The organism is Dulcicalothrix desertica PCC 7102 (assembly GCF_003991905.1).
GTDB classification, from domain to species: Bacteria; Cyanobacteriota; Cyanobacteriia; order Cyanobacteriales; family Nostocaceae; genus Dulcicalothrix; species Dulcicalothrix desertica.
Genome location: NZ_RSCL01000002.1, coordinates 499,489 through 518,737, shown reverse-complemented (window position 1 = coordinate 518,737; position 19,249 = coordinate 499,489). Strand labels below are relative to the sequence as shown.

Below are 19,249 nucleotides of genomic sequence, written 5' to 3'. Positions count from 1 at the left end.
TGACGACCCTACCAACTCTTATCCAAGTGGTAGCTCGATTACAAACTCAGTTCCTATGTTAGGTGCCGAATTACAAATTAACTTACCAGCATGAGTTTCCTCAACAATTTGATGAGCAATAGCTAACCCCAACCCAGTACCTTTACCTACACCTTTAGTTGTAAATAAGTGGTCGAAAATTTTAGCCTTTACAGATTCTGACATTCCAGAACCATTATCTTTAATGCGAATTACAGCAGTGTTATAAGCTTGCAAAACTTCTGTTGTAATTGTGATTTGTTTAGGATTTGCTTTTAATTCATCGAATGAATACTTTTGAGGTTGTTCATCAATTGCATCAATAGCGTTTGCCAAAATATTCATAAATACTTGGTTGAGTTGTCCTAAAAAGCATTTAACAGGTGGTAATTTATCGTATGCCTTAATAACTTCTATGGCAGGACGAAACTCGTTGGCTTTGAGACGATATTTTAAAATTAATAAGGTACTATCAATTCCTTCATGGATATTACAAGCAACTTTTTCGGCTGTATCAGCTCTGGAGAACGTGCGGAGGCTTGTGCTAATATCTTGAATCCGCGCTGTTGCCCCTTTCATTGAAGTAATTAATTTGGGTAAATCTTCAGCTAGAAATTCTAAATCAACTTCTTCGGCAAAATCATTGACAGCAGGCGCCAGTTGTGTATGATGTTGCTGGACACATTGTATATATTCGAGTAAATCTTTTACATACTCTTGAGCATTATTAAGACTACCTCTAAGAAACCCAATCGGGTTATTAACTTCATGTGCTACCCCAGCAACTAAGTTACCTAAAGAAGACATTTTCTCGTTTTGTACTAACTGAGTTTGTGTTTGCTGTAGCTGATGCAGAACATTTTCTAATTCAGTCGTTTTTTGTCTAAGTTGAGTTTCAGATTGTAGCAGCGCTTCTTCTGATAGCTTGCGTTTAATACCTAGTGCAATCTCACTTGCTGCAAATTCCAATGATTCTAAAACCGATTCGGATAAAATTTGACGAGCAAACATTGCTAGTACACCCACAATCTGCCCATCAACTATAAGTGGGTATCCTGCAAACGCTACCATCCCTTCGCGTTTTGCCCATTCTCGGTTACTAATACGAGAATCTTCTAGAACCTGATTTGTTAAATGTGGTTTACGCTCAAAAGCAATCAATCCAATTTTAAATTGACCGACAGGAATTTGGCTGTGAGAACCGTTGATATGGGTGTATATCCCAGCACTTGCTCGTAATTCTAAGATTTGTTGTACAGAATTCAGTGTCCAAATTCGAGCGAATGCTGCATCAAGATGCTGAACAATCACTTCCGTACAACGTTGGAGTGTTACTTGTAAACTATTTTCTTGGGTAAGTATCGTATCTACATCTGCTCGGAAAGCTGTCAATCTGGCTTTTTCTTGAAGCGAAGCTAACGAGTCTTCTAATTGTTGAGCGTAGTTTTGCGATTTTTGATACAGTCGCGCATTCTCTAAAGAAATAGCAGCTTGCGTACACAAAAGGTTAAGAATTTCAACACGTTCTTTTGTAAATGCTCCGATTACTAAGTTATTTTCTAGATACAAAATGCCTAGCAGTTTACCTTGATTCAAAATCGGAGTACATAATAAGCTCTTGGACTGCTGCTGGATAATGTATGAGTCAGCAAGTAAAGAATCCTCTTTTGTCGCATTGTTGATTACAACAGTTTGCAAGCTACGTTTAACAGTGTAAATTAGGCTAACGGGGACATCAGAACTGTGTTCAATACTACTAGCTTGTAAAATTATTGGTTCTTGTCCCTTTATAGCAATGGCTTCTAAGCGTAAGTCATTATCCCACAGCAACATCAACACGCATTTACTGGCGCCAGCGTTGGTAATAATAGTATTAAGCAAACAGGTAAGTAATTTATCTAAATGAATTTCCCCAGAAAGAGTTTGAGAAGCTTTGAGGATGGTAGCAAAATCTAAAACGGACGAGATTGAAGTGCTGCTACTAGTAGATGTTTGTGTCGAATTAACTGTACGCGCGGTAGTAATACTGGAGATTGTTTCTAACGAATTAAGACGAAGTTGTTTTTGTTGCAGAATGGGCTGTAGCAATTGCGGATAACGTTCTTCCAAGTCAGATATTTTAGCTTTGGCGCCCCAACGCGCGTAGCAGTAGTAAGCTTCCTGCATATAAGTAGTCGCAATTTTCTCTCGACCCCATTCAAGATAAAATTTACCAGCCAGTTCATTTGCCAGTGCTTCTTCGCTAAGGTACTCATTTGCGCGCGCTCCCGCAATAGCTTTGTCGTAAAGTTCAATAGCTTCCACTTTGTTATTTAAGAGACGATACCTTTCTGCCTCAACTAGCTCGTACTTATGTTGGTGGTTCATTGGAGCGTGAGTTGCCCACTTTTTCATCTTCTCTTGATTTAACTCTACTTTCTCCATAAGGCTTTTTTGCTCAATTGTTGAGCAATAGTGATAAACTCCAAGTCGCGCTAAAGAATTGTAGAAATTAAATATAGGAACCAACAACGTAGCTGTTGCTGTTTCTAAATATGTTTCTGCTATTGTAGCATTTGTTACAGCTTGAGATAATTCTTCAAATAGATAGCATAAAATAAGTTTATTCAGGTGAAAATAGTAAAGTGCGGTTGTGTCATTTGCTTGCTGATGTTGTGCTAGTAGCTTTGACTCGTTGTAAGCTTCACCAACTAAAATAAATGGAGTTTCCGAGCTACCAGTTAAGTTCAATACAAACTGCCTAAATATCTGATGATAATTGAAGTGAAGTTCTTGTTTAAGATGATTAAAAGCTGTGCTGTAGTTAGCCATCTTCTCTGTTAACTGGTTAAGTTCATGACCAATAAAACATGAATATTGACTTTCAAAGAAGAGATTCCAAGCGGCATGTTGTAAATCACCAGCTTCTATACTATTTTGATATCCTAACTGTAAAAGTGATAGTGTTTCCTTAACATGAGTCTGCCAATGCATTGTAAACGTAGCAACAAGCATGAATGTCTGAGCGTTTTTTTCCTGATTGTTATATTTTTGCAATAATTTTAAAGCTAGTTTGCCAAATTTACCACCACATTCAATGTCCTGAACTACACCACATAAAATTGTTCCATAAGCAGAATAAGCAATTGTAGATAAGGAATCATTTCCATATTGGATAGATAAATTGACCATTGACAAGAGAATTAGAAGATGTAATGGCGGGTTGGCTATGTAAGCAGAACTAGATATACTCTTCAAGATACTTAAAGCAGCTATCTTGGAAGCATCAGTCATTTCGGGAAGATGAATTAAGTCTTCAATACCATTCTCAGGAATTAGTGAAGCTGTGTATGCTATTGCTTTACCTATGTCTTCACCTGTAGGCTTTTGTGGAAAGGTAATTTCTAATAGCTTTAGTACTTGTAGCCCAATTTCAATAGCTTCTAATGGTTTTTTCTGTGCTACATAAGTGAAAATTTTAACTTCATAAGCTTTGACCTTATCAAGCAGGGTTTTAGCTTGTTCCAATACAACATTTGACAATAGCTCTATCTGTTCATAATTACCACAAAGATAAGCTGTTTCGGCGCCTAGGTCATACAAAGCTAAAGTTAGGTCATAAGCTTCTTGCCAAGAATCACCTAAAAGCTGAATACCCGTAATCGCGTAATACCAAGCAGGTTCATAAGCTGTTGCGGCTCTAGCTTTGCGTCCTGCTAGGAGATTTAATTGTGCCAATTCTTCTAAGTTTTCTTGTTGAGTAATTAAGGCGGCGCCTATATTTAATTGATTGACGATTGCAAAAAGAATGTCTTCCCGCTCTACCTCCTCGCTATTACTCTTCATCATTTGTCCAATTTTCAAGTGCGTTGCTTGTTTTTGAGCTTCTGGAATTAGGTAATAAGCAGCTTGCTGTACTCGGTCGTGAAGAAATTTATAGTTAGGTAATTGGTAACAAATTGTAGATAATTGGGTCGTTTTCTCATTGCCACCATCTTGGAAAAATTTGTAAACCTCAGTAGTAGGCAATATTAACCCTTCCTGCAATGCCTTCCATAAATCTTCGGCTGTTTCTACTTGAGATTTTTCATAAATAATTGCCAATGTCGCTAAATCAAATTGGTTACCAATACACGCAGCCAGTTTTAGCACATTCTGGGTTTGTAATGGTAGCTTTTGTAACTGCAATGCCATAAATTCAACAACATCGTCGGTAACTGCCTTTGCTTGAACTTGAGCAATGTCACACTGCCATCCCACCTGCCTTTCACACGAGTTAAAAGTAATTAATCCATCATCATGCAGCGCTTTCAAAAATTGGTTGCTAAAAAATGGATTGCCTTTCGTTTTGTGATAAACTAGTTGCGTTAATGGTGAAGCTATTTTAGTTGTACAACTAAGAGTATCGGCAATTAACTGGTTGAGATGAATTTCTTTTAACGGCGCCAGGGTGATAGTATTTAATGTAACGTTATTCTTTTGTAACTCTTCCAATGTCAATATCAGTGGATGTGCTGCAAACACCTCGTTATCTCGATAGGCGCCGATTAATAATAAATATCCTGCCTCCGCTTCACTTAGTAATAATTGCATCAGCCTCAACGACGCAGAATCAGCCCACTGCAAATCATCGATAAAAATAACTAACGGATGGTCAATAGTAGTAAAAACTTGAATAAATTTTTGAAATAACAGATTAAATCTATTTTGCGCTGCACTTCCTGAAAGTTCCGCAACAACAGGTTGCTTGCCAATAATATATTCTAATTCTGGAATTACTTCAACAATTACCTGCGCGCTTTCACCCAACGCTTGTAATATCTTAGCTTTCCATTGTTGAAGCTTGACATCAGTTTGGGAAAGCAATTGTCCCATCAAGTCCCGAAATGCTTGAACAAATGCAAATAAAGGAATATTACGCTGAAACTGGTCAAACTTGCCTTTGATAAAATAACCACACTGCCTTACTATCGGCTTATGTACTTCATTAACAACAGCAGTTTTACCAATTCCTGAAAAACCAGCTACCAGAATCAATTCGGCAGCAGATTTTCTGATAGTATGCGTTTCATCTGTTTGTAATGGGTTACCAGCGACTCTTTCAAAAGCATCTAATAACATTTTGACTTCTGCTTCTCGACCGTACAGTTTCTCAGGGATGAGAAAACGGTCGGAAATATCACGCTGTGCAATTTCAAAGCTTTCAATTTTGTGTGTATCTTTTAATTCATATAAGCATCGTTCCAAATCATACTTTAACCCTAATGCACTTTGATAGCGGTCTTCAGCATTTTTCGCCATCAATTTTTCCACAATTAGCGACAGTACAGGGGGAATTTCTGGATTGATTTCATGTACTAAAGGGGGGTATTTGGCAATATGACAATGCACCAACTCCATTGGGTCATCAATCCCAAACGGCAATTTTCCTGTAAATAACTCATATAAAGTTATCCCCAACGAGTAAAAATCAGTACGATAATCAATCCCACGATTCATCCGTCCTGTTTGTTCTGGCGCCAAATAAGCTAATGTACCTTCAAGAAGATTGTGACTATGTATTTCTTGAGTTTCTCTAGGTAGCAGCGAGGCAATACTAAAGTCAATTAATTTTATTTGCTGACTATGGGGATGTATAAGAATATTAGCAGGTTTAATGTCCTTATGAATAACCCGCGCTTTCTTTAGTCCATCCAAAATATCTGCAACTTGTATAGCTACAGTTACAAGCTGCCACAGACCAAGAGTATTTGTACGAACATAATCCCGCAGCGAAACCCCACCAAAATCTTCCATCACCAAAGCATAAGCATTCTGATAAGGTTCTAAACTGTAGGGACGAATAATTCCTGGTATGTCTAGATTTTCGGCAATCGTGTACTGGTTACGAAATTGTACTAACTCGTTAAAGTTAGGGTAAGAATTTTTCAGCAACTTGATAACTACAGGTTTTTGGTCAATCAAGCGTTGACCTCGGTAAACCAGTGTTCTGGAACCATCGTAAAGTAATTTACTGAGGTGATAACCAGGGATGCTGCCTTCTAAAATTGCCATATGCTAGGAATTGTTGAGATGTTCTTTGTATATTATTCCCTAGCAATATAAAGTACTAACAGCACAAGAGTACATAATTAAATAATTAGTAAAAATACAGAGATTCTCATTATCATTACTATAAATAAACCAAAGAAATTATGCTTTATTCTTTTTATCGCCTAAAATTTTAGATATCCAACCCTTAATACTAAAGCTCAACACCCAAGTAACTAAAATAAAAACCTATCTGCAATAATTGCAAAAATAACATTTATTATTATCGCTAAAATGTAGGACATTTTTTTTAATTACTAGTAGTTACAGAAAATTTTTAAGGCTGTTTATTCAATTCTAAATAGTTTTTGATGTTAAGCTGTTGTTGAATGATTGTAGAAACTATGTTATCACAAGTTTCCCATAACCAGTCTTTGCTGATACGGCGCCTATTTGACTTGAGTTTAATAACTTCGCTTTCTTGCAAATTAAAAGCCAAAAAGTGAACACTAGGCACCAAGATTTTATGATTAATATGATTATTACTCATTCTCATCAAATGATATTTTAGATGCAATACGAAAATATTCAGAAGCTGCTTTCAAATTATCTTCCCTGTTTCCATAAATACGATGTTGGTAGGCAGTAGCCATATTTCGTAGAGTTTCTGCCCATTCTTTTGGGAAATGCTCGCGTTCATATATTCCCAACGCAACGCGATAACATTCAATAGAAACTTCTACATTAACTGCTTTATCACCTAAAATACGTTTCAAATATGCTTTACCAAGATAATTTTGCACTCCTGCCCATTTCAGCGGATACTTATCACGACGATATGCTCGCAGCGCAATTTCATAACCTGCAATTGCAATTTCTACATTATAAGCAAGCTCTCCACTAGTAAAATCTTGAACTAAATTACTAAAATTAATAATGTCTGTAACAATACTCAAAGCTATTTCTTGGTTTACCGCAATTAATGTAGAAGTTGCCCAATTATCTAGAGCTTGAGCAAAGTTGATGTTGAGCTTATCTAAATTTCCTTCTAGCAGCTGATAAATAACTTGTGCATCACCGTTACTATTCGCTGTTAACCGTAACACATCACCAAGAAAATCTATGTACTGTGAAGCCAATAAATTTGTATTTATATTCGAGTTAGCATTACTGAGTGCTTGAGTTAAAGGTACTGCTATTGTTTGTAAAAATTCAGCTGCCTTTTTTTCGCCAATGTCAGTAAACATCGCTGCAACTTGTCGCAGTGTCAGTATAAATCTTGTATCTATGATGTCCTGATGCGAACGTAAAATTTCTGTTTCGGCGCCGCTAGGACAGTTGAGTAATTGCTCAATCACCTGCATGTAAACAGAATACGCTTTCTCTTCGTTATCAAATTGCTCTTGTTGTGGCACCAGCATTTCTTTGAGTTGCTGCACTAAGTCCAGCAAGAAATTAGCTGTGCTGAAATTACCTCTTTGTGTTGCCCTGGTGGCTACTCGATCCATCAATTCAATCAAATTTGTATCAACCAATTCTAAATTAGCTTGTAACAAAGCTAACTCTTCTCCATTTGGGCATCGTAGCAATTCGCGAATCAATGTTAAATAAGCCCGGAGACGGTTTCTGTCCATTCAGGGCCGACCTCAGTGATTAGTTAATTATAGATATAAATTTATACTAGCTATTGTAAAGACTCTAGGACTGGTTGATACATTTAGGGAAATCACTAATTCCCCATTTTCTCGAAACAGGTTTATATAGGAACATGACCGCTAAGATAAAAGTAATAGTGTTGCGATTTGTTAAGATTTTTTGGAGTGGGGTTTTTTAGCAGCGGCGGGTTTACCCATATCCTGGTGAATAGAAGGAAATTTAGGTGAACCCGCCCATACAATAATTATTTAGGAATGTGTTATGGCTCCCGCAGTTTCGATTCAAAATTTAAAAAAGCGCTATGGTGCAACTGAAGCTGTCAAAAATGTGTCCTTTCAGGTACAGTCAGGAGAAATTTTTGGTTTGCTCGGTCCCAACGGCGCCGGTAAAACAACTACTTTACGTATATTGTGTACTTTGACGGCGCCTGATGCTGGTAAAGTAGAAGTCTCTGGAATTTCGGTAGTAGAGAACCCAAAAGCTGTACGACAACGTTTAGGATATGTCGCACAAGAAGCAGCACCAGATAAAATATTAACAGGTCGCGAACTGCTACAATTGCAAGCTGCAATTTACCATTTACCTGCGGCAGTAACAAAGCAGCGAATCGACACAGTACTTAGTTTACTAGGTTTACAAGAATACGCCGATAAAAAGACTGGCACGTATTCTGGAGGTTTGCGTAAGCGTTTAGACTTAGCAGCAGGGTTACTACATGCACCCGATGTGCTAGTACTAGACGAACCAACAGTAGGACTCGATATTGAAAGTCGGTTTATTGTTTGGGAATTTTTACGAAAGCTGCGCGAAGCTGGAACAACAGTATTAATTACTAGTCATTATTTAGAAGAAATAGACGCATTAGCTGACCGAGTGGCAATTATAGACCGTGGTGTAGTCATTGCCCAAGGAACGCCATCTGAGTTAAAGGATAAAATAGGAGGAGATAGAATAACGCTGCGTATTCGTGAATTCTCTCCGCAGGAAGAAGCAGAAAAAGCAAAAGATTTACTTCAATCTTTGCCATTTGTACAAAATGTAATTATAAATGGCGCACAAGGTAACTCGCTTAACTTAGTTGTAACTCCGCAAAACGATACCTTAATCACAATTCAACAAGCTTTAAACAATGCTGGTTTACCCATGTTTGGTATTGCCCAGTCACGTCCTAGTCTAGATGACGTTTACCTTGCTGCAACAGGAAGCACTCTTATGGACGCAGAACTTGCAGCAGCAGCAAACCGCGACCCCAAAGCAGAGAAAAAACAAAACATGCGCTAGCAGTAAGGGCGGGTTAACCAAAAATCTATACTTGACTTTAAGATACCCCTAAACCCGCCCCCTTTTCCCCAAATCCAAAATCCTAAAACCCCAAAATCCTTATGAGTGGCACCATACTACCCCCAAAATCAGATATCAACTGGCAGCAAGTAGCATCACCGCAACTCTACGCTAGTAAATCATCAAATAATACCTTCGGTGAAATAGTTCAAGAAACTTTAGCGCTAACAAAACGCTTATTCATCCAACTACAACGGCGCCCCAGTACTTTATTTGCTGGTATCATTCAACCTGTAATGTGGTTAGTACTATTTGGCGCCTTATTTCAAAATGCACCAAAAGGTATATTTGGCAGTACAACCAATTACGGTCAATTTCTCGCAGCAGGTATTATTGTTTTTACAGCATTTGCAGGAGCGCTCAACGCTGGACTTCCTGTAATGTTTGACCGTGAATTTGGATTCTTAAATCGTTTACTAGTCGCACCCTTAGCATCACGCTTTTCCATCGTCTTCGCGTCAGCAATCTTTATTATTAGTCAAAGCTTACTCCAAACTGCCGTTATCATAGGCGCCGCATCATTTTTAGGTGCAGGTCTACCTAACGCAGCAGGCTTAAGTGCAATAGTACTAATTGTGTTTGCGTTAGCCCTTGGTGTAACTGCTTTAAGTTTAGGTTTAGCATTTACTTTACCAGGGCATATTGAACTTATCGCAGTTATTTTCGTTAGTACCCTACCGATGTTATTCGCTTCGACTGCATTGGCGCCATTATCATTTATGCCTACATGGTTACAAACAATTGCGACCCTTAACCCTCTTAGCTACGCTATTGAACCAATACGCTACCTCTACACTCATAGCAACTGGGGATTAAATAGTGTTGTAATGCAGTCATTTTGGGGTGATGTAACCTTCGGTGGCGCCTTACTAGTATTAGTAGGGTTCGCAATTGTAGCATTATTGAGCATACAACCTCGACTTCGCCGGACACTTTCGTAGAATAGAAACAATCATTAACTATAGTACTTGAGGGGCAGACTCTATGAAAATCCGATTATTAGCACTTTTATCTTTAGCTGGACTAGGTTTAGCAAGCGTAGCACAACCAAGCAACGCGCAAACTTTCCCTGGCAACCAAACCAACCCACAAAACTACGACGCACCTAGCGACCCATTTAGTCGCGGTACTGAGCAAAGTCCGTTCAACATGTTCCAAATGATTCACAACGCGCAACTTGGTATCAACAATTACAATCCAGATTTTTTCAATCAACAAAGCAAAGAATTAGACGAAGCAGCAGCAGCATTCCGCGCGCGGCAACAACAAATGATGCAAAATGGCAATACACAAAATACAGGCAACATAGTACAACCACTACCACAGCAAGGTTCACAAATAATCAAACTAGAACCCAGCAAGTAGTATTTACACTCTTTTTAAATATTTCTCTTGTGGGGTGGGCATCCTTGCCCGCCCATTTATTTTTTATTATCATTTATCTTGGATAAACTTCCAATGAGTACTGAAAATGATGAAAGCTATGAGTTGCATATTCTAAAAAGCGTTATCAATACTTACCTCGACCGCGTATTGCCCAATACAGAAGAAACTTTAGGCTCATTTACCTCTAAACGTGATGAAACTGTATGGAAAATAGCTACAGATATTTATAACCAAAGTGGATATAAAGTTAAATTCTCTATAATACGTGATGTTGTTGATTCTCGGATTGAAACGTTAAAAATACAACTATTAGCTGAGAAGAACGCTGCCCACGAGCGCTTAAAATTACAAAAAGCCGAGAAAGCTAAACGAATAGTAGAGGCAGATAAGCTTTACCAAAATCGCTTAATTGAGTTAGCTAATAACTTAAACGAGTCAGGTAGAGATAAAATTATGTCCAATCTTTTTCTAAGAATTCAAGACATAGTTAGTGATAAATTAAACGTTGAGCGAGATACAATAGCTTTAAATCATCACATAATATCTGATTTGGGTGCTGATGCGCTTGATATTACAGAGCTTTCTATGGCACTAGAAGAAGAATTTGACATTGAAATACCAGAGGATATACTATGTTCGGCTAGTACACCTATGTGGATATGGCCTCAGTCTTCGAGTAATTCTTTTGATAATTCTGAACCTACAGCTTGTACTATTGGAGAAATTTTAGATTTTATCCACAAGCAGTTATTCAAAGGGAACACCAATAAATAAATTATTCATATTATGTTATTGATAACCAGTCTAACTAAGGAGGGCTATAAGTCCATCCTACAATAAACAATTAAATAATTTCAAAATCAGGAATTATTAATTGAATAAGTTTATATAAACATATCCTTTAGGAAAAATCTCTATTACATTGCTAAAAATTTCTAGAGAAAACATGGTACACGCATATTATATATTCTCTAGAAAAATTTCCAGACGGCGCCAAATTTCGAGAAAAACAAGTCTGATATAAATACATTCTCTAGAAACTCCATACATTGATAAAAATTTCTAGAGAAAACATGGTACACGCATATTATATATTCTCTAGAAAAAACTCCAGACGGCGCCAAATTTCGAGAACAACAAGTCTGATATAAATACATTCTCTAAAAACTCCATACATTGATAAAAATTTCTAGAGAAAACATGGTACACGCATATTATATATTCTCTAGAAAAATCTCCAGATGGCGCCATATTCTAACTCGTTTAACTTTTATTTCTGTGTCCTCTGCGTTTCTGTAGTAAAAATTTTCATTGTCAGCAAATATTGCTACCTATTTTTTTATTAATTAAGTGTTATTCTCCTCCGGAGACACTCCGTGAACGCAAAAAAAGCGCTTTTTTACAGGGCGAATTTGTATACTTGGATATTTTTTATACAGTTTGATTACATAAATTCGGAGCTATAACTGAATATTATGATTATTTTGACGATTTTATTCGTTGCTTTTTGTTTCAATTACTGGGGTTTATTTATTATATCCCCCAGTAAAACATCATCCTGACCGATATATAATTACAAACCTAATGCTTGTAAAACATCACTAGCGTGAGTGGAAGTGTTAACGCTGCCATCAACGTGAGTAATTTTGCCGTTACCATCGATTACATAGGTAACGCGCTTCGCATATCCACCACCATCAACGTCATAAGCGCTGATAAGTGAATGGTCGGTGTCTGCCAACAGAGGAAAATTCAAATTGTACTTTTGAGTAAATGCCTGGTGCGAACTTTCATTATCAGCGCTAACTCCCAATACAACTACATCTTTATTTTGATAGTCAGGTTGAGCATCGCGGAAACTGCAAGCTTGTTTGGTGCAACCTGGAGTATCGTCTTTGGGATAGAAATATAAAACTACAGTTTTACCTTTGAAATCAGACAACGACACTGTATTACCGTTGGTGTCTTTGGCGGTAAATGCAGGTGCATCTGTACCAACTGCTAAAGCCATAATTAAACTACCCTGTTTGCTGATTGTTTATGCAATTGAAATTTTACAATAATTTACAATGTTTTTAAGATGAATATCTGTAGAGACGCTTCTAACTCTTAACTCTTATGTCTGTTGCTGATTATCAAAACCAAAAACCTTTCGTTTATACAGGTCAGACTCTTGAACGCGCGTTGCGGTCGCTGATTTGTTCGCCTTTTATGCTTTCTTTGTTTGATGCGATGCGTCAAGACAGGGTAGCAATCAGTGAAATTACTGGTACTAAGGGTGTTGAGAATGGTTATACTAAACGCCCTTTGTCGGAATTAATTACGGATAATGAGCTGGTTTGGTTAATTCAAGTTGGTGTATTACGACGTGAAGTTGATGGTCAGGGTATAACCGATAGTTTTCGTTTGACTCCTTTAGGGCGCCAATTAGTTGAGGAATCTTTGACAAAACCCTGGCGCCAACCGACGTTTCTGGATATTTTTTATGAAGTTGTGACTCGCTACTTGAGATTACCCTTCTAGAATTAAGGGGAAATGAGTTATTAAAGAAGGATACACGGGAACAATAAGTACGGAAACGTCAATCCCATTCATGAAATCTTTAATATAGTTGAGTTGTCACTCGTTATCTAATTGTGACGATTGGCATCTCACATTGGTTTGCGACCACTCTCCCCCTACTAAAAACTAATAGATTATTAACTTATGAAAGCAATTATGGTTGTGGGCACTACATCCCACGCAGGAAAATCTCTATTAACAGCTGCTATTTGTCGGATTTTGTCGCGACGTGGTTGGCGAGTGGCGCCTTTTAAAGGTCAGAATATGGCTTTAAATGCATACGTAACAGCCAGTGGTGGTGAAATGGGCTATGCTCAAGCTGTTCAAGCCTGGGCTGCTGGTGTTATTCCTTGGGTGGAAATGAATCCTATATTGCTTAAACCCCAAGGCGATATGACTTCACAGGTCATAATGAAGGGCAAACCCGTTGGTAAAGTTACTGCTACTGAATATTATGAACAGTATTTTGATTTAGGCTGGCGGTCAATTGAAGAATCTTTACAGCATTTGCAAACCGAATTCGATTTGTTAGTTTGCGAAGGTGCTGGAAGTCCTGCGGAAATTAATCTTAAGCACCGCGACTTAACCAATATGCGAGTCGCTAAACATTTGAACGCATCCACTATATTAGTTGTTGATATCGATAGAGGTGGCGCCTTTGCTCATATTATTGGCACTTTAGAACTACTAGAACCAGATGAGCGCGCGTTAATTAAAGGTATTGTAATCAATAAGTTTCGAGGACAGCGTTCGTTACTTGAATCAGGAATTAAATGGGTTGAGGAACGCACGGGTATTCCAGTAATTGGGGTAATTCCTTACCTAGAGCTTGTATTTCCTGCCGAAGATTCGTTGGACTTACTCGAACGTAAACCGCATAAACATGGCAGCGACCTTAATATTGCAGTAATTCGTTTGCCTCGCATTTCTAATTTTACCGATTTTGACCCACTCGAATCAGAGCCAAGTGTATCAGTAAAATATCTAAGTCCAAAGCAAGATTTAGGACATCCAGATGCAGTAATTATACCTGGCACAAAAACGACTATTGCTGACTTACTAATTATGCAAAAAAGCGGCATGGCAGAAGCTATCCAACACTACGCTGCTTCTGGTGGAACGGTTCTAGGAATTTGCGGAGGATACCAAATTTTAGGACAAATGATAGCCGACCCAGAAGGCATTGAGGGTCAAGCAGGTAGATTCCAAGGGTTAGGATTATTACCATTAAAAACAGTTATTACTGGACAAAAAATTGCTCGTCAGCGTCAAGTAACTTCAAATTTCCCACACCTAGGTTTACCTGTTACCGGATTTGAGATTCACCAGGGACGTTCACGCACAGAAATTCCACCCAACGATAACCAAGGGTACCAAGCATTATTCGATGACCCCAATTTAGGATTAGTCGATGGTTGTCAATCTGTTTGGGGAACTTACTTACACGGTATATTCGATAATGGACCTTGGCGCCGAGCTTGGTTAAACCGTTTACGTCAACAACGTGGTTTAAAATCATTACCTACAGGTGTTGCAAATTACCGCGAACAGCGCGAAAATCTATTAGATTCCCTTGCGAATGAAGTTGAACGGCATTTAGATTTATCAGCGTTTTTGTGATTAAGTTAACAAACCCATGACTATTCGTGTTCATTTTCTACCCGATGATATAACTATTGATGCCGAAGTGGGAGAGCCTCTACTTGATGTTGCCGACCGTGCGGGAGTATTTATAGCCACAGGGTGTTTAATGGGTTCATGCCACGCTTGCACAGTAGAGTACGAAGACGGAAAAACTGTGCGTGCATGTATATCATCCGTACCACCCGGACGTAAAGAACTAACCATTAACTTATTTAGCGACCCAACCTGGTGAACTGGTAATAAGGACTTCAGTCCTTAATATCTACATTAAGGACTGAAGTCCTTACAACGAAGCGTCCTTACAACGAAGCGCATACTCTTTAAACCGTTGTAAATCAGCATCAAGAGTAGATTCTACAACCTTCCCCAAAAACAAATTATCCATAATCTTACCGATAACCCCAGGAATGGCATAAGCAACCGTCAATTTGACGATACTACTGGTTTTACGGTCATAAAATCGAATGGCGCCACGATTTGGTAATCCATCAATAGATTGCCATTCGATTATTTGTAGTGGTATTTTTTTTAGAATGCGAGAACGCCAACTAAACTCTAACCCGTTTGAGCTAAGTTTCCATATTGATATATCTGGGTCGTCTTCGGGTATTTTTACTGAATCTATCCATTTCATCCAACGTGGCATTTGTTCTAAATCTGACCAGAGACTCCATACGAAATCTATTGGCGCCTCTACTTCTACCTGTACAGTATGCTCTAACCAGTCTGGCATTATTTTTTAATGGGGGAATGAGGAATGAGGAGTTAGGAATGAGGAGTTAGGAATAAGGGGTTATAACTCCTAACTCCTAACTCTTAACTTTTAATTGTTTCTAATATTGCTTTGGCTGCTTGTCTTCCTGATAGCGTGGCGCCCTCCATACTATCAATATAGTCTTGCTGTGTGTAACTTCCGGCTAAGAAGAAGTTAACAATTGGCGTTTTTTGGTTGGGACGATACATATCCATTCCCGGCGCCTCACGATATAGTGATTGTGCTAGTTTTACTACATTTGACCAGGTTAATTTTAATTCTCGTGATGAAGGAAATAATTTATGGATTTGGTTGAGAGAGTGTTCAACTATTTCTTCGTTACTTTTCTTTATAAATGGGTCACCCGGTGTCAACACTAACTGTATTAATGAACCTTGTCCTTCACGGTAAAAACTGTCGGGACTAGTTAGCGCTAAGTCGGCGAAGCACGAAAAGTCAACATCGGCAGAATATAATAAGTTATCGATTCCGGCTGCAAGTTCTCGTGAAGTACTAGTTTTCGCATCTTCTAGTTCTGTAACCCAACCGTCAAACCGTAATTGTACAGTCGCAACAGGCACAGCATCTAACTTGTAAATGTTATCAAACTCTGACCATTTACGCCAATCAGAGGGTATTAATCGCTTAATTCCTGGTACATCACAAGCTGCTACATAAGCATCAGCAATAATACTTTCTTCGCTATCACCGTTTGCTACTTTTATTTCGGTGATGCGTGTTTGTCCTTCTATCTCTGTATATACAATATCTCTTACTTGCCGACGAGTATAAATTTTGGCGCCTCTCTTTTCTAGATAATTCAAAATTGGTTTATGCATGAAATCGTAGGGCGAACCCTTCAGCATTCTTAGCTTTGAGGCTTCTGTACGAACGGCGAATAGCTGAAAAATTGTCAACATACACCGTGCGGAAATATTCTCTGTATCAATAAACCCTAGTGCTAAGGCAATTGGATCCCAGAGTTTTCGCAAGCTGTTGTTGTTACCACCATGACTGCGGAACCAATCAGCAAAACTGCAAGAGTCTAGGTCACGAATAGTTCGCATGGCGCCATCAAAATCTACTAGCCCCTGTACTACAGGACTTGTGCCTAATGCCATCGCGTTGCGGAATTTGTCATATGCCGAAAGTTGCGATGTTGTAAAAAATGCTTTTAATCCATTTAAAGGGGCGCCAGTGAAGAAGCGGAAATCAAGCGCGCCAACACGTCCACCTTCGTTAATAAAGGTATGAGTATGTTGCTTAGGTAAAAAATTATCCAAAGCACCGACTTTCTGCATCAAATCGAACAGTTGATAGTAGCAGCCAAAAAAGACGTGCAAACCCATCTCAATGTGGTTGCCATCCGAATCAACCCAACTGCCGACTTTTCCGCCCACAAATGGACGCGATTCAAAAATTTGGACTTCACAGCCCGCATCAGCTAAATCTACAGCGGTTGCTAGTCCAGCTAAACCAGCACCTACGATTGCAACGCGCATTCCGTACTTCCTTTTCCAGTTATCTTTACAAATTTTAACTTGGGTTGGTGTCAGAAATGGCAATTGTCGCTATAAGTTCTCACTCGTATCGTTGGGTACGTGCGTGTGGGAGGTGAAATAGATTTAAAAATTTTAGAAATTTAAGTGTGTGAGGAGGCGCTAACTAGAGTTACTCAAAAATTAGTAGACATTTAGAACGAGATTTTAACGTTCCAAAACTTGTTATCGATTCGCGCTAACGTTGTTCGTCGCTTCCTCGTTAATTGGTAAGCCTCGAATCAGTTCTCGGATGACATCGGTTGCAGGTCTACCAGTCTGCTGACAGTACAGCTCTAGTCTTTCTGCTTCCTGTGCCGCTAAATTAACAGTTATGCGTTTGACAGCCCATTTTTTATTAGTCATTTTTGTTATGCTTCTTTGAACCAAATTCAGTTGTAGTTTGTAATCACGCGAGTGAAGAATATATCATGTTTATGTGTTTATGTGCAGTGGAGCATCTTATATTACTAGTTTCATGAATAAAATAAATTTAGGGTTAGCAGAATACTTATCATATCCTAATAAAGTATAAAATTTGAGATTCATTGTAGTTGATTGTGACAAAAAAATTATTGCACACTGACTATTACGACAGGAGAAACTATCAACAGGATAAAACAATCCTGCTTGAACAAAATTTTATAAATTAACTTGATATTGTTACTGTTAAGCAAATAACGAATTTACAAAATCCTCATTAAACTCATCGCGACCTGAACGTAAATCAAGTTCTCCAAAAACTTCGGGAGAAAACATTTGCCATAAGACTTGATAGTATGGCATCAGTGCATCGACTTGTTGGGTGGTTAAGCGCTGACGTATTTCTTGACCTAATAAGTGTAACATTTGTCGTATTAACTCCCATTGGACATTAAATGTGGGATACAACATTACACATAAAGGAAATAACTCTTGCGTCAGCGCTGCAACACTTCCCTCTAAGGTTGATAACCATAAGTAAACTTGAAACATTTCAATGTCACGTATACTCGAAATCATCACTGCTGCGTCGCTTAAACGACCTGAAGAACAGCGGTAGTTGGGATATATGTCAATAATTTTTTTTGATATATTTTTAGCAATTTCAGTACTTACTGGTAATAAGCTTTGCACTGCTGATAATTCTTTTGAATCGTAATCGTGTTCTGCTGCTGCTTCATAAACTCTTTGAAGTGGCATGTATAAATGGTCATCAATTACTTTGAAGTACGCACTTATTATTGAACGTTCTAAAGGTGATAAAGTATCTAGCAGCATTTGGCTTGTGTAGTGAAATTGCATACTCACAAACCCAATTACACGTGGGTCTTGTTCTGTATACTTTTTTCGTATTTCTCCAACGTTATGACCTATTACTGTTGCTAACTGACTCGGCGCCACTTGTTCAGTATAAATACTCAATGCTTTTTCCGATAAAGGTTCGCCAGTACGCGCTAACCGCATTACCGTAGACAATTGCCGTTGCGGCACCTGTTGAGTATAAACTTTCAAGGTTTTTTCATAAATCTTAAATGATTCTGCGGTTATCTCCCACGGGTTGATAAGTTCGGGGTCAATCTTATGACGTTTTGCTTCAGTTGCTAGTAATATCTCAACACGGTTCCAGGCTTGGTGGCTAACCGTCCGTAAAGAACCATATAGCGACTGCGCGGTTTTCTTACGCCCATCTTGAGATACAACGTTGTTTAGGCTTTCTCTCTCAGGTTCGGATTGCTGATACAAACCGTTATCGAGATTTTGTAAATACTTTTTTGCCCATTGCGATGCTAAAGATAGGGTGGTACTTTTAGGAGTGACACCCAACCTATGCTCCTTTGACTCTTCCAATATTTTTTTCATTATTACCCTGGTATTTCTGGATATTACAAGCTAAAAATGATTTTTAACCTGATTATTCAATTGTATATCTTGTCTCTTATTCACCTATATTCTTTAAGTAATCTTGATTTATTGTATAAACTATTTTGATAGTTTTACTTCATGAAATATTTGTAAAGAATATAGTTGTTTAGTTAAATTTTTAATCATATCTCTTGACAGTAGACATAATGCATAATATGTAATATCTGTTACAATTATTTTACAATCATACTAACTCTCTTAATAAAGAGTAACTATCTTTGGTTACTATTTAGGGTAGAGATTTATGAATTTTGAGTGGCAGTTATTTGGCATCATATGTATAATGATAATCGTTCGATAGTGACTAATGAATCAGTATTTTTAGCCAAAATTTATGAGCTTATAAGCTTGGATGTCAAAAAATATACGACATCAAGTCAAAGTTAGTTTTATGAAAAAGTCTATAGCACTTAGCAACATACGCCAATAGCTTGTT

15 protein-coding genes are annotated in these 19,249 nt (G+C 38.1%); 7 read left to right on the top strand and 8 right to left on the bottom strand.

Annotated elements, in window-relative coordinates; all coding sequences use genetic code 11:
* Window positions 1-18: 18 nt before the first annotated feature.
* From DSM106972_RS06475 to DSM106972_RS06465, 3 genes are all read right to left on the bottom strand, one after another.
* Window positions 19-6,051, bottom strand: coding sequence for a trifunctional serine/threonine-protein kinase/ATP-binding protein/sensor histidine kinase (locus DSM106972_RS06475; RefSeq protein ID WP_127079902.1), 6,033 nt, complete (start codon window positions 6,049-6,051; stop codon window positions 19-21).
* Window positions 6,052-6,364: 313 nt separating this feature from the next.
* Window positions 6,365-6,577, bottom strand: coding sequence for a hypothetical protein (locus tag DSM106972_RS06470; RefSeq protein ID WP_127079900.1), 213 nt, complete (start codon window positions 6,575-6,577; stop codon window positions 6,365-6,367).
* Window positions 6,570-7,661, bottom strand: coding sequence for a hypothetical protein (locus tag DSM106972_RS06465; RefSeq protein ID WP_127079898.1), 1,092 nt, complete (start codon window positions 7,659-7,661; stop codon window positions 6,570-6,572). Before DSM106972_RS06465 ends, DSM106972_RS06470 begins: the two co-directional genes overlap by 8 nt.
* Before the next feature lie 283 nt (window positions 7,662-7,944).
* On the opposite strand from DSM106972_RS06465, the gene DSM106972_RS06460 reads away from it, so the two are divergent.
* The 4 genes from DSM106972_RS06460 (at window position 7,945) to DSM106972_RS06445 (ending at window position 11,184) form a co-directional block, all read left to right on the top strand.
* Window positions 7,945-8,964, top strand: coding sequence for an ABC transporter ATP-binding protein (locus DSM106972_RS06460; protein ID WP_127079896.1), 1,020 nt, complete (start codon window positions 7,945-7,947; stop codon window positions 8,962-8,964).
* Between the two features lie 101 nt (window positions 8,965-9,065).
* The gene (locus tag DSM106972_RS06455; RefSeq protein ID WP_127079894.1) at window positions 9,066-9,965 is read left to right on the top strand and encodes an ABC transporter permease; all 900 of its coding nucleotides are present in this window, start codon (window positions 9,066-9,068) and stop codon (window positions 9,963-9,965) included.
* Between the two features lie 43 nt (window positions 9,966-10,008).
* Window positions 10,009-10,389, top strand: a complete 381-nt coding sequence (locus DSM106972_RS06450) for a hypothetical protein (RefSeq protein ID WP_019490794.1) — start codon at window positions 10,009-10,011, stop codon at window positions 10,387-10,389.
* A 93-nt stretch (window positions 10,390-10,482) separates the two neighbouring features.
* Window positions 10,483-11,184 (top strand): acyl carrier protein, encoded by a 702-nt coding sequence (locus tag DSM106972_RS06445; RefSeq protein WP_127079892.1) that lies wholly within the window; start codon window positions 10,483-10,485, stop codon window positions 11,182-11,184.
* Between the two features lie 799 nt (window positions 11,185-11,983).
* Here DSM106972_RS06445 and DSM106972_RS06440 read toward each other — a convergent pair.
* Window positions 11,984-12,421 carry a peroxiredoxin gene (locus DSM106972_RS06440; RefSeq protein ID WP_127079890.1) on the bottom strand — a complete coding sequence of 146 codons (438 nt, stop codon included), beginning with the start codon at window positions 12,419-12,421 and terminating at the stop codon, window positions 11,984-11,986.
* 107 nt (window positions 12,422-12,528) lie between these two features.
* Here DSM106972_RS06440 and DSM106972_RS06435 point away from each other — a divergent pair, with 107 nt between their 5' ends.
* From DSM106972_RS06435 to DSM106972_RS06425, 3 genes are all read left to right on the top strand, one after another.
* The gene (locus tag DSM106972_RS06435; protein WP_127079888.1) at window positions 12,529-12,933 is read left to right on the top strand and encodes an Npun_F0494 family protein; all 405 of its coding nucleotides are present in this window, start codon (window positions 12,529-12,531) and stop codon (window positions 12,931-12,933) included.
* 183 nt (window positions 12,934-13,116) lie between these two features.
* Window positions 13,117-14,592, top strand: a complete 1,476-nt coding sequence (gene cobQ, locus DSM106972_RS06430) for a cobyric acid synthase CobQ (protein WP_127079886.1) — start codon at window positions 13,117-13,119, stop codon at window positions 14,590-14,592.
* 16 nt (window positions 14,593-14,608) lie between these two features.
* Window positions 14,609-14,848: a 2Fe-2S iron-sulfur cluster-binding protein gene (locus tag DSM106972_RS06425; protein ID WP_127079884.1), complete on the top strand. Its 240-nt coding sequence runs from the start codon at window positions 14,609-14,611 to the stop codon at window positions 14,846-14,848.
* Between the two features lie 51 nt (window positions 14,849-14,899).
* Here the strand turns inward: DSM106972_RS06425 and DSM106972_RS06420 are convergent, their stop codons facing one another.
* The 4 genes from DSM106972_RS06420 to DSM106972_RS06405 all read right to left on the bottom strand — a co-directional run bounded on the left by DSM106972_RS06420 (window position 14,900) and on the right by DSM106972_RS06405 (window position 18,750).
* Window positions 14,900-15,349, bottom strand: a complete 450-nt coding sequence (locus DSM106972_RS06420; protein ID WP_127079882.1) for an SRPBCC family protein — start codon at window positions 15,347-15,349, stop codon at window positions 14,900-14,902.
* A gap of 83 nt (window positions 15,350-15,432) precedes the next feature.
* Window positions 15,433-16,872 (bottom strand): 9,9'-di-cis-zeta-carotene desaturase, encoded by a 1,440-nt coding sequence (zds, locus tag DSM106972_RS06415; protein WP_127079880.1) that lies wholly within the window; start codon window positions 16,870-16,872, stop codon window positions 15,433-15,435.
* Between the two features lie 222 nt (window positions 16,873-17,094).
* A complete protein-coding gene (locus tag DSM106972_RS06410; protein WP_019490787.1) occupies window positions 17,095-17,274 on the bottom strand; it encodes a CopG family transcriptional regulator in 180 nt (59 codons plus the stop codon).
* Between the two features lie 303 nt (window positions 17,275-17,577).
* On the bottom strand, window positions 17,578-18,750 hold the full coding sequence (locus tag DSM106972_RS06405; RefSeq protein WP_127079879.1) for a hypothetical protein: 1,173 nt from the start codon (window positions 18,748-18,750) through the stop codon (window positions 17,578-17,580).
* Between the last annotated feature and the right edge of the window lie 499 nt (window positions 18,751-19,249).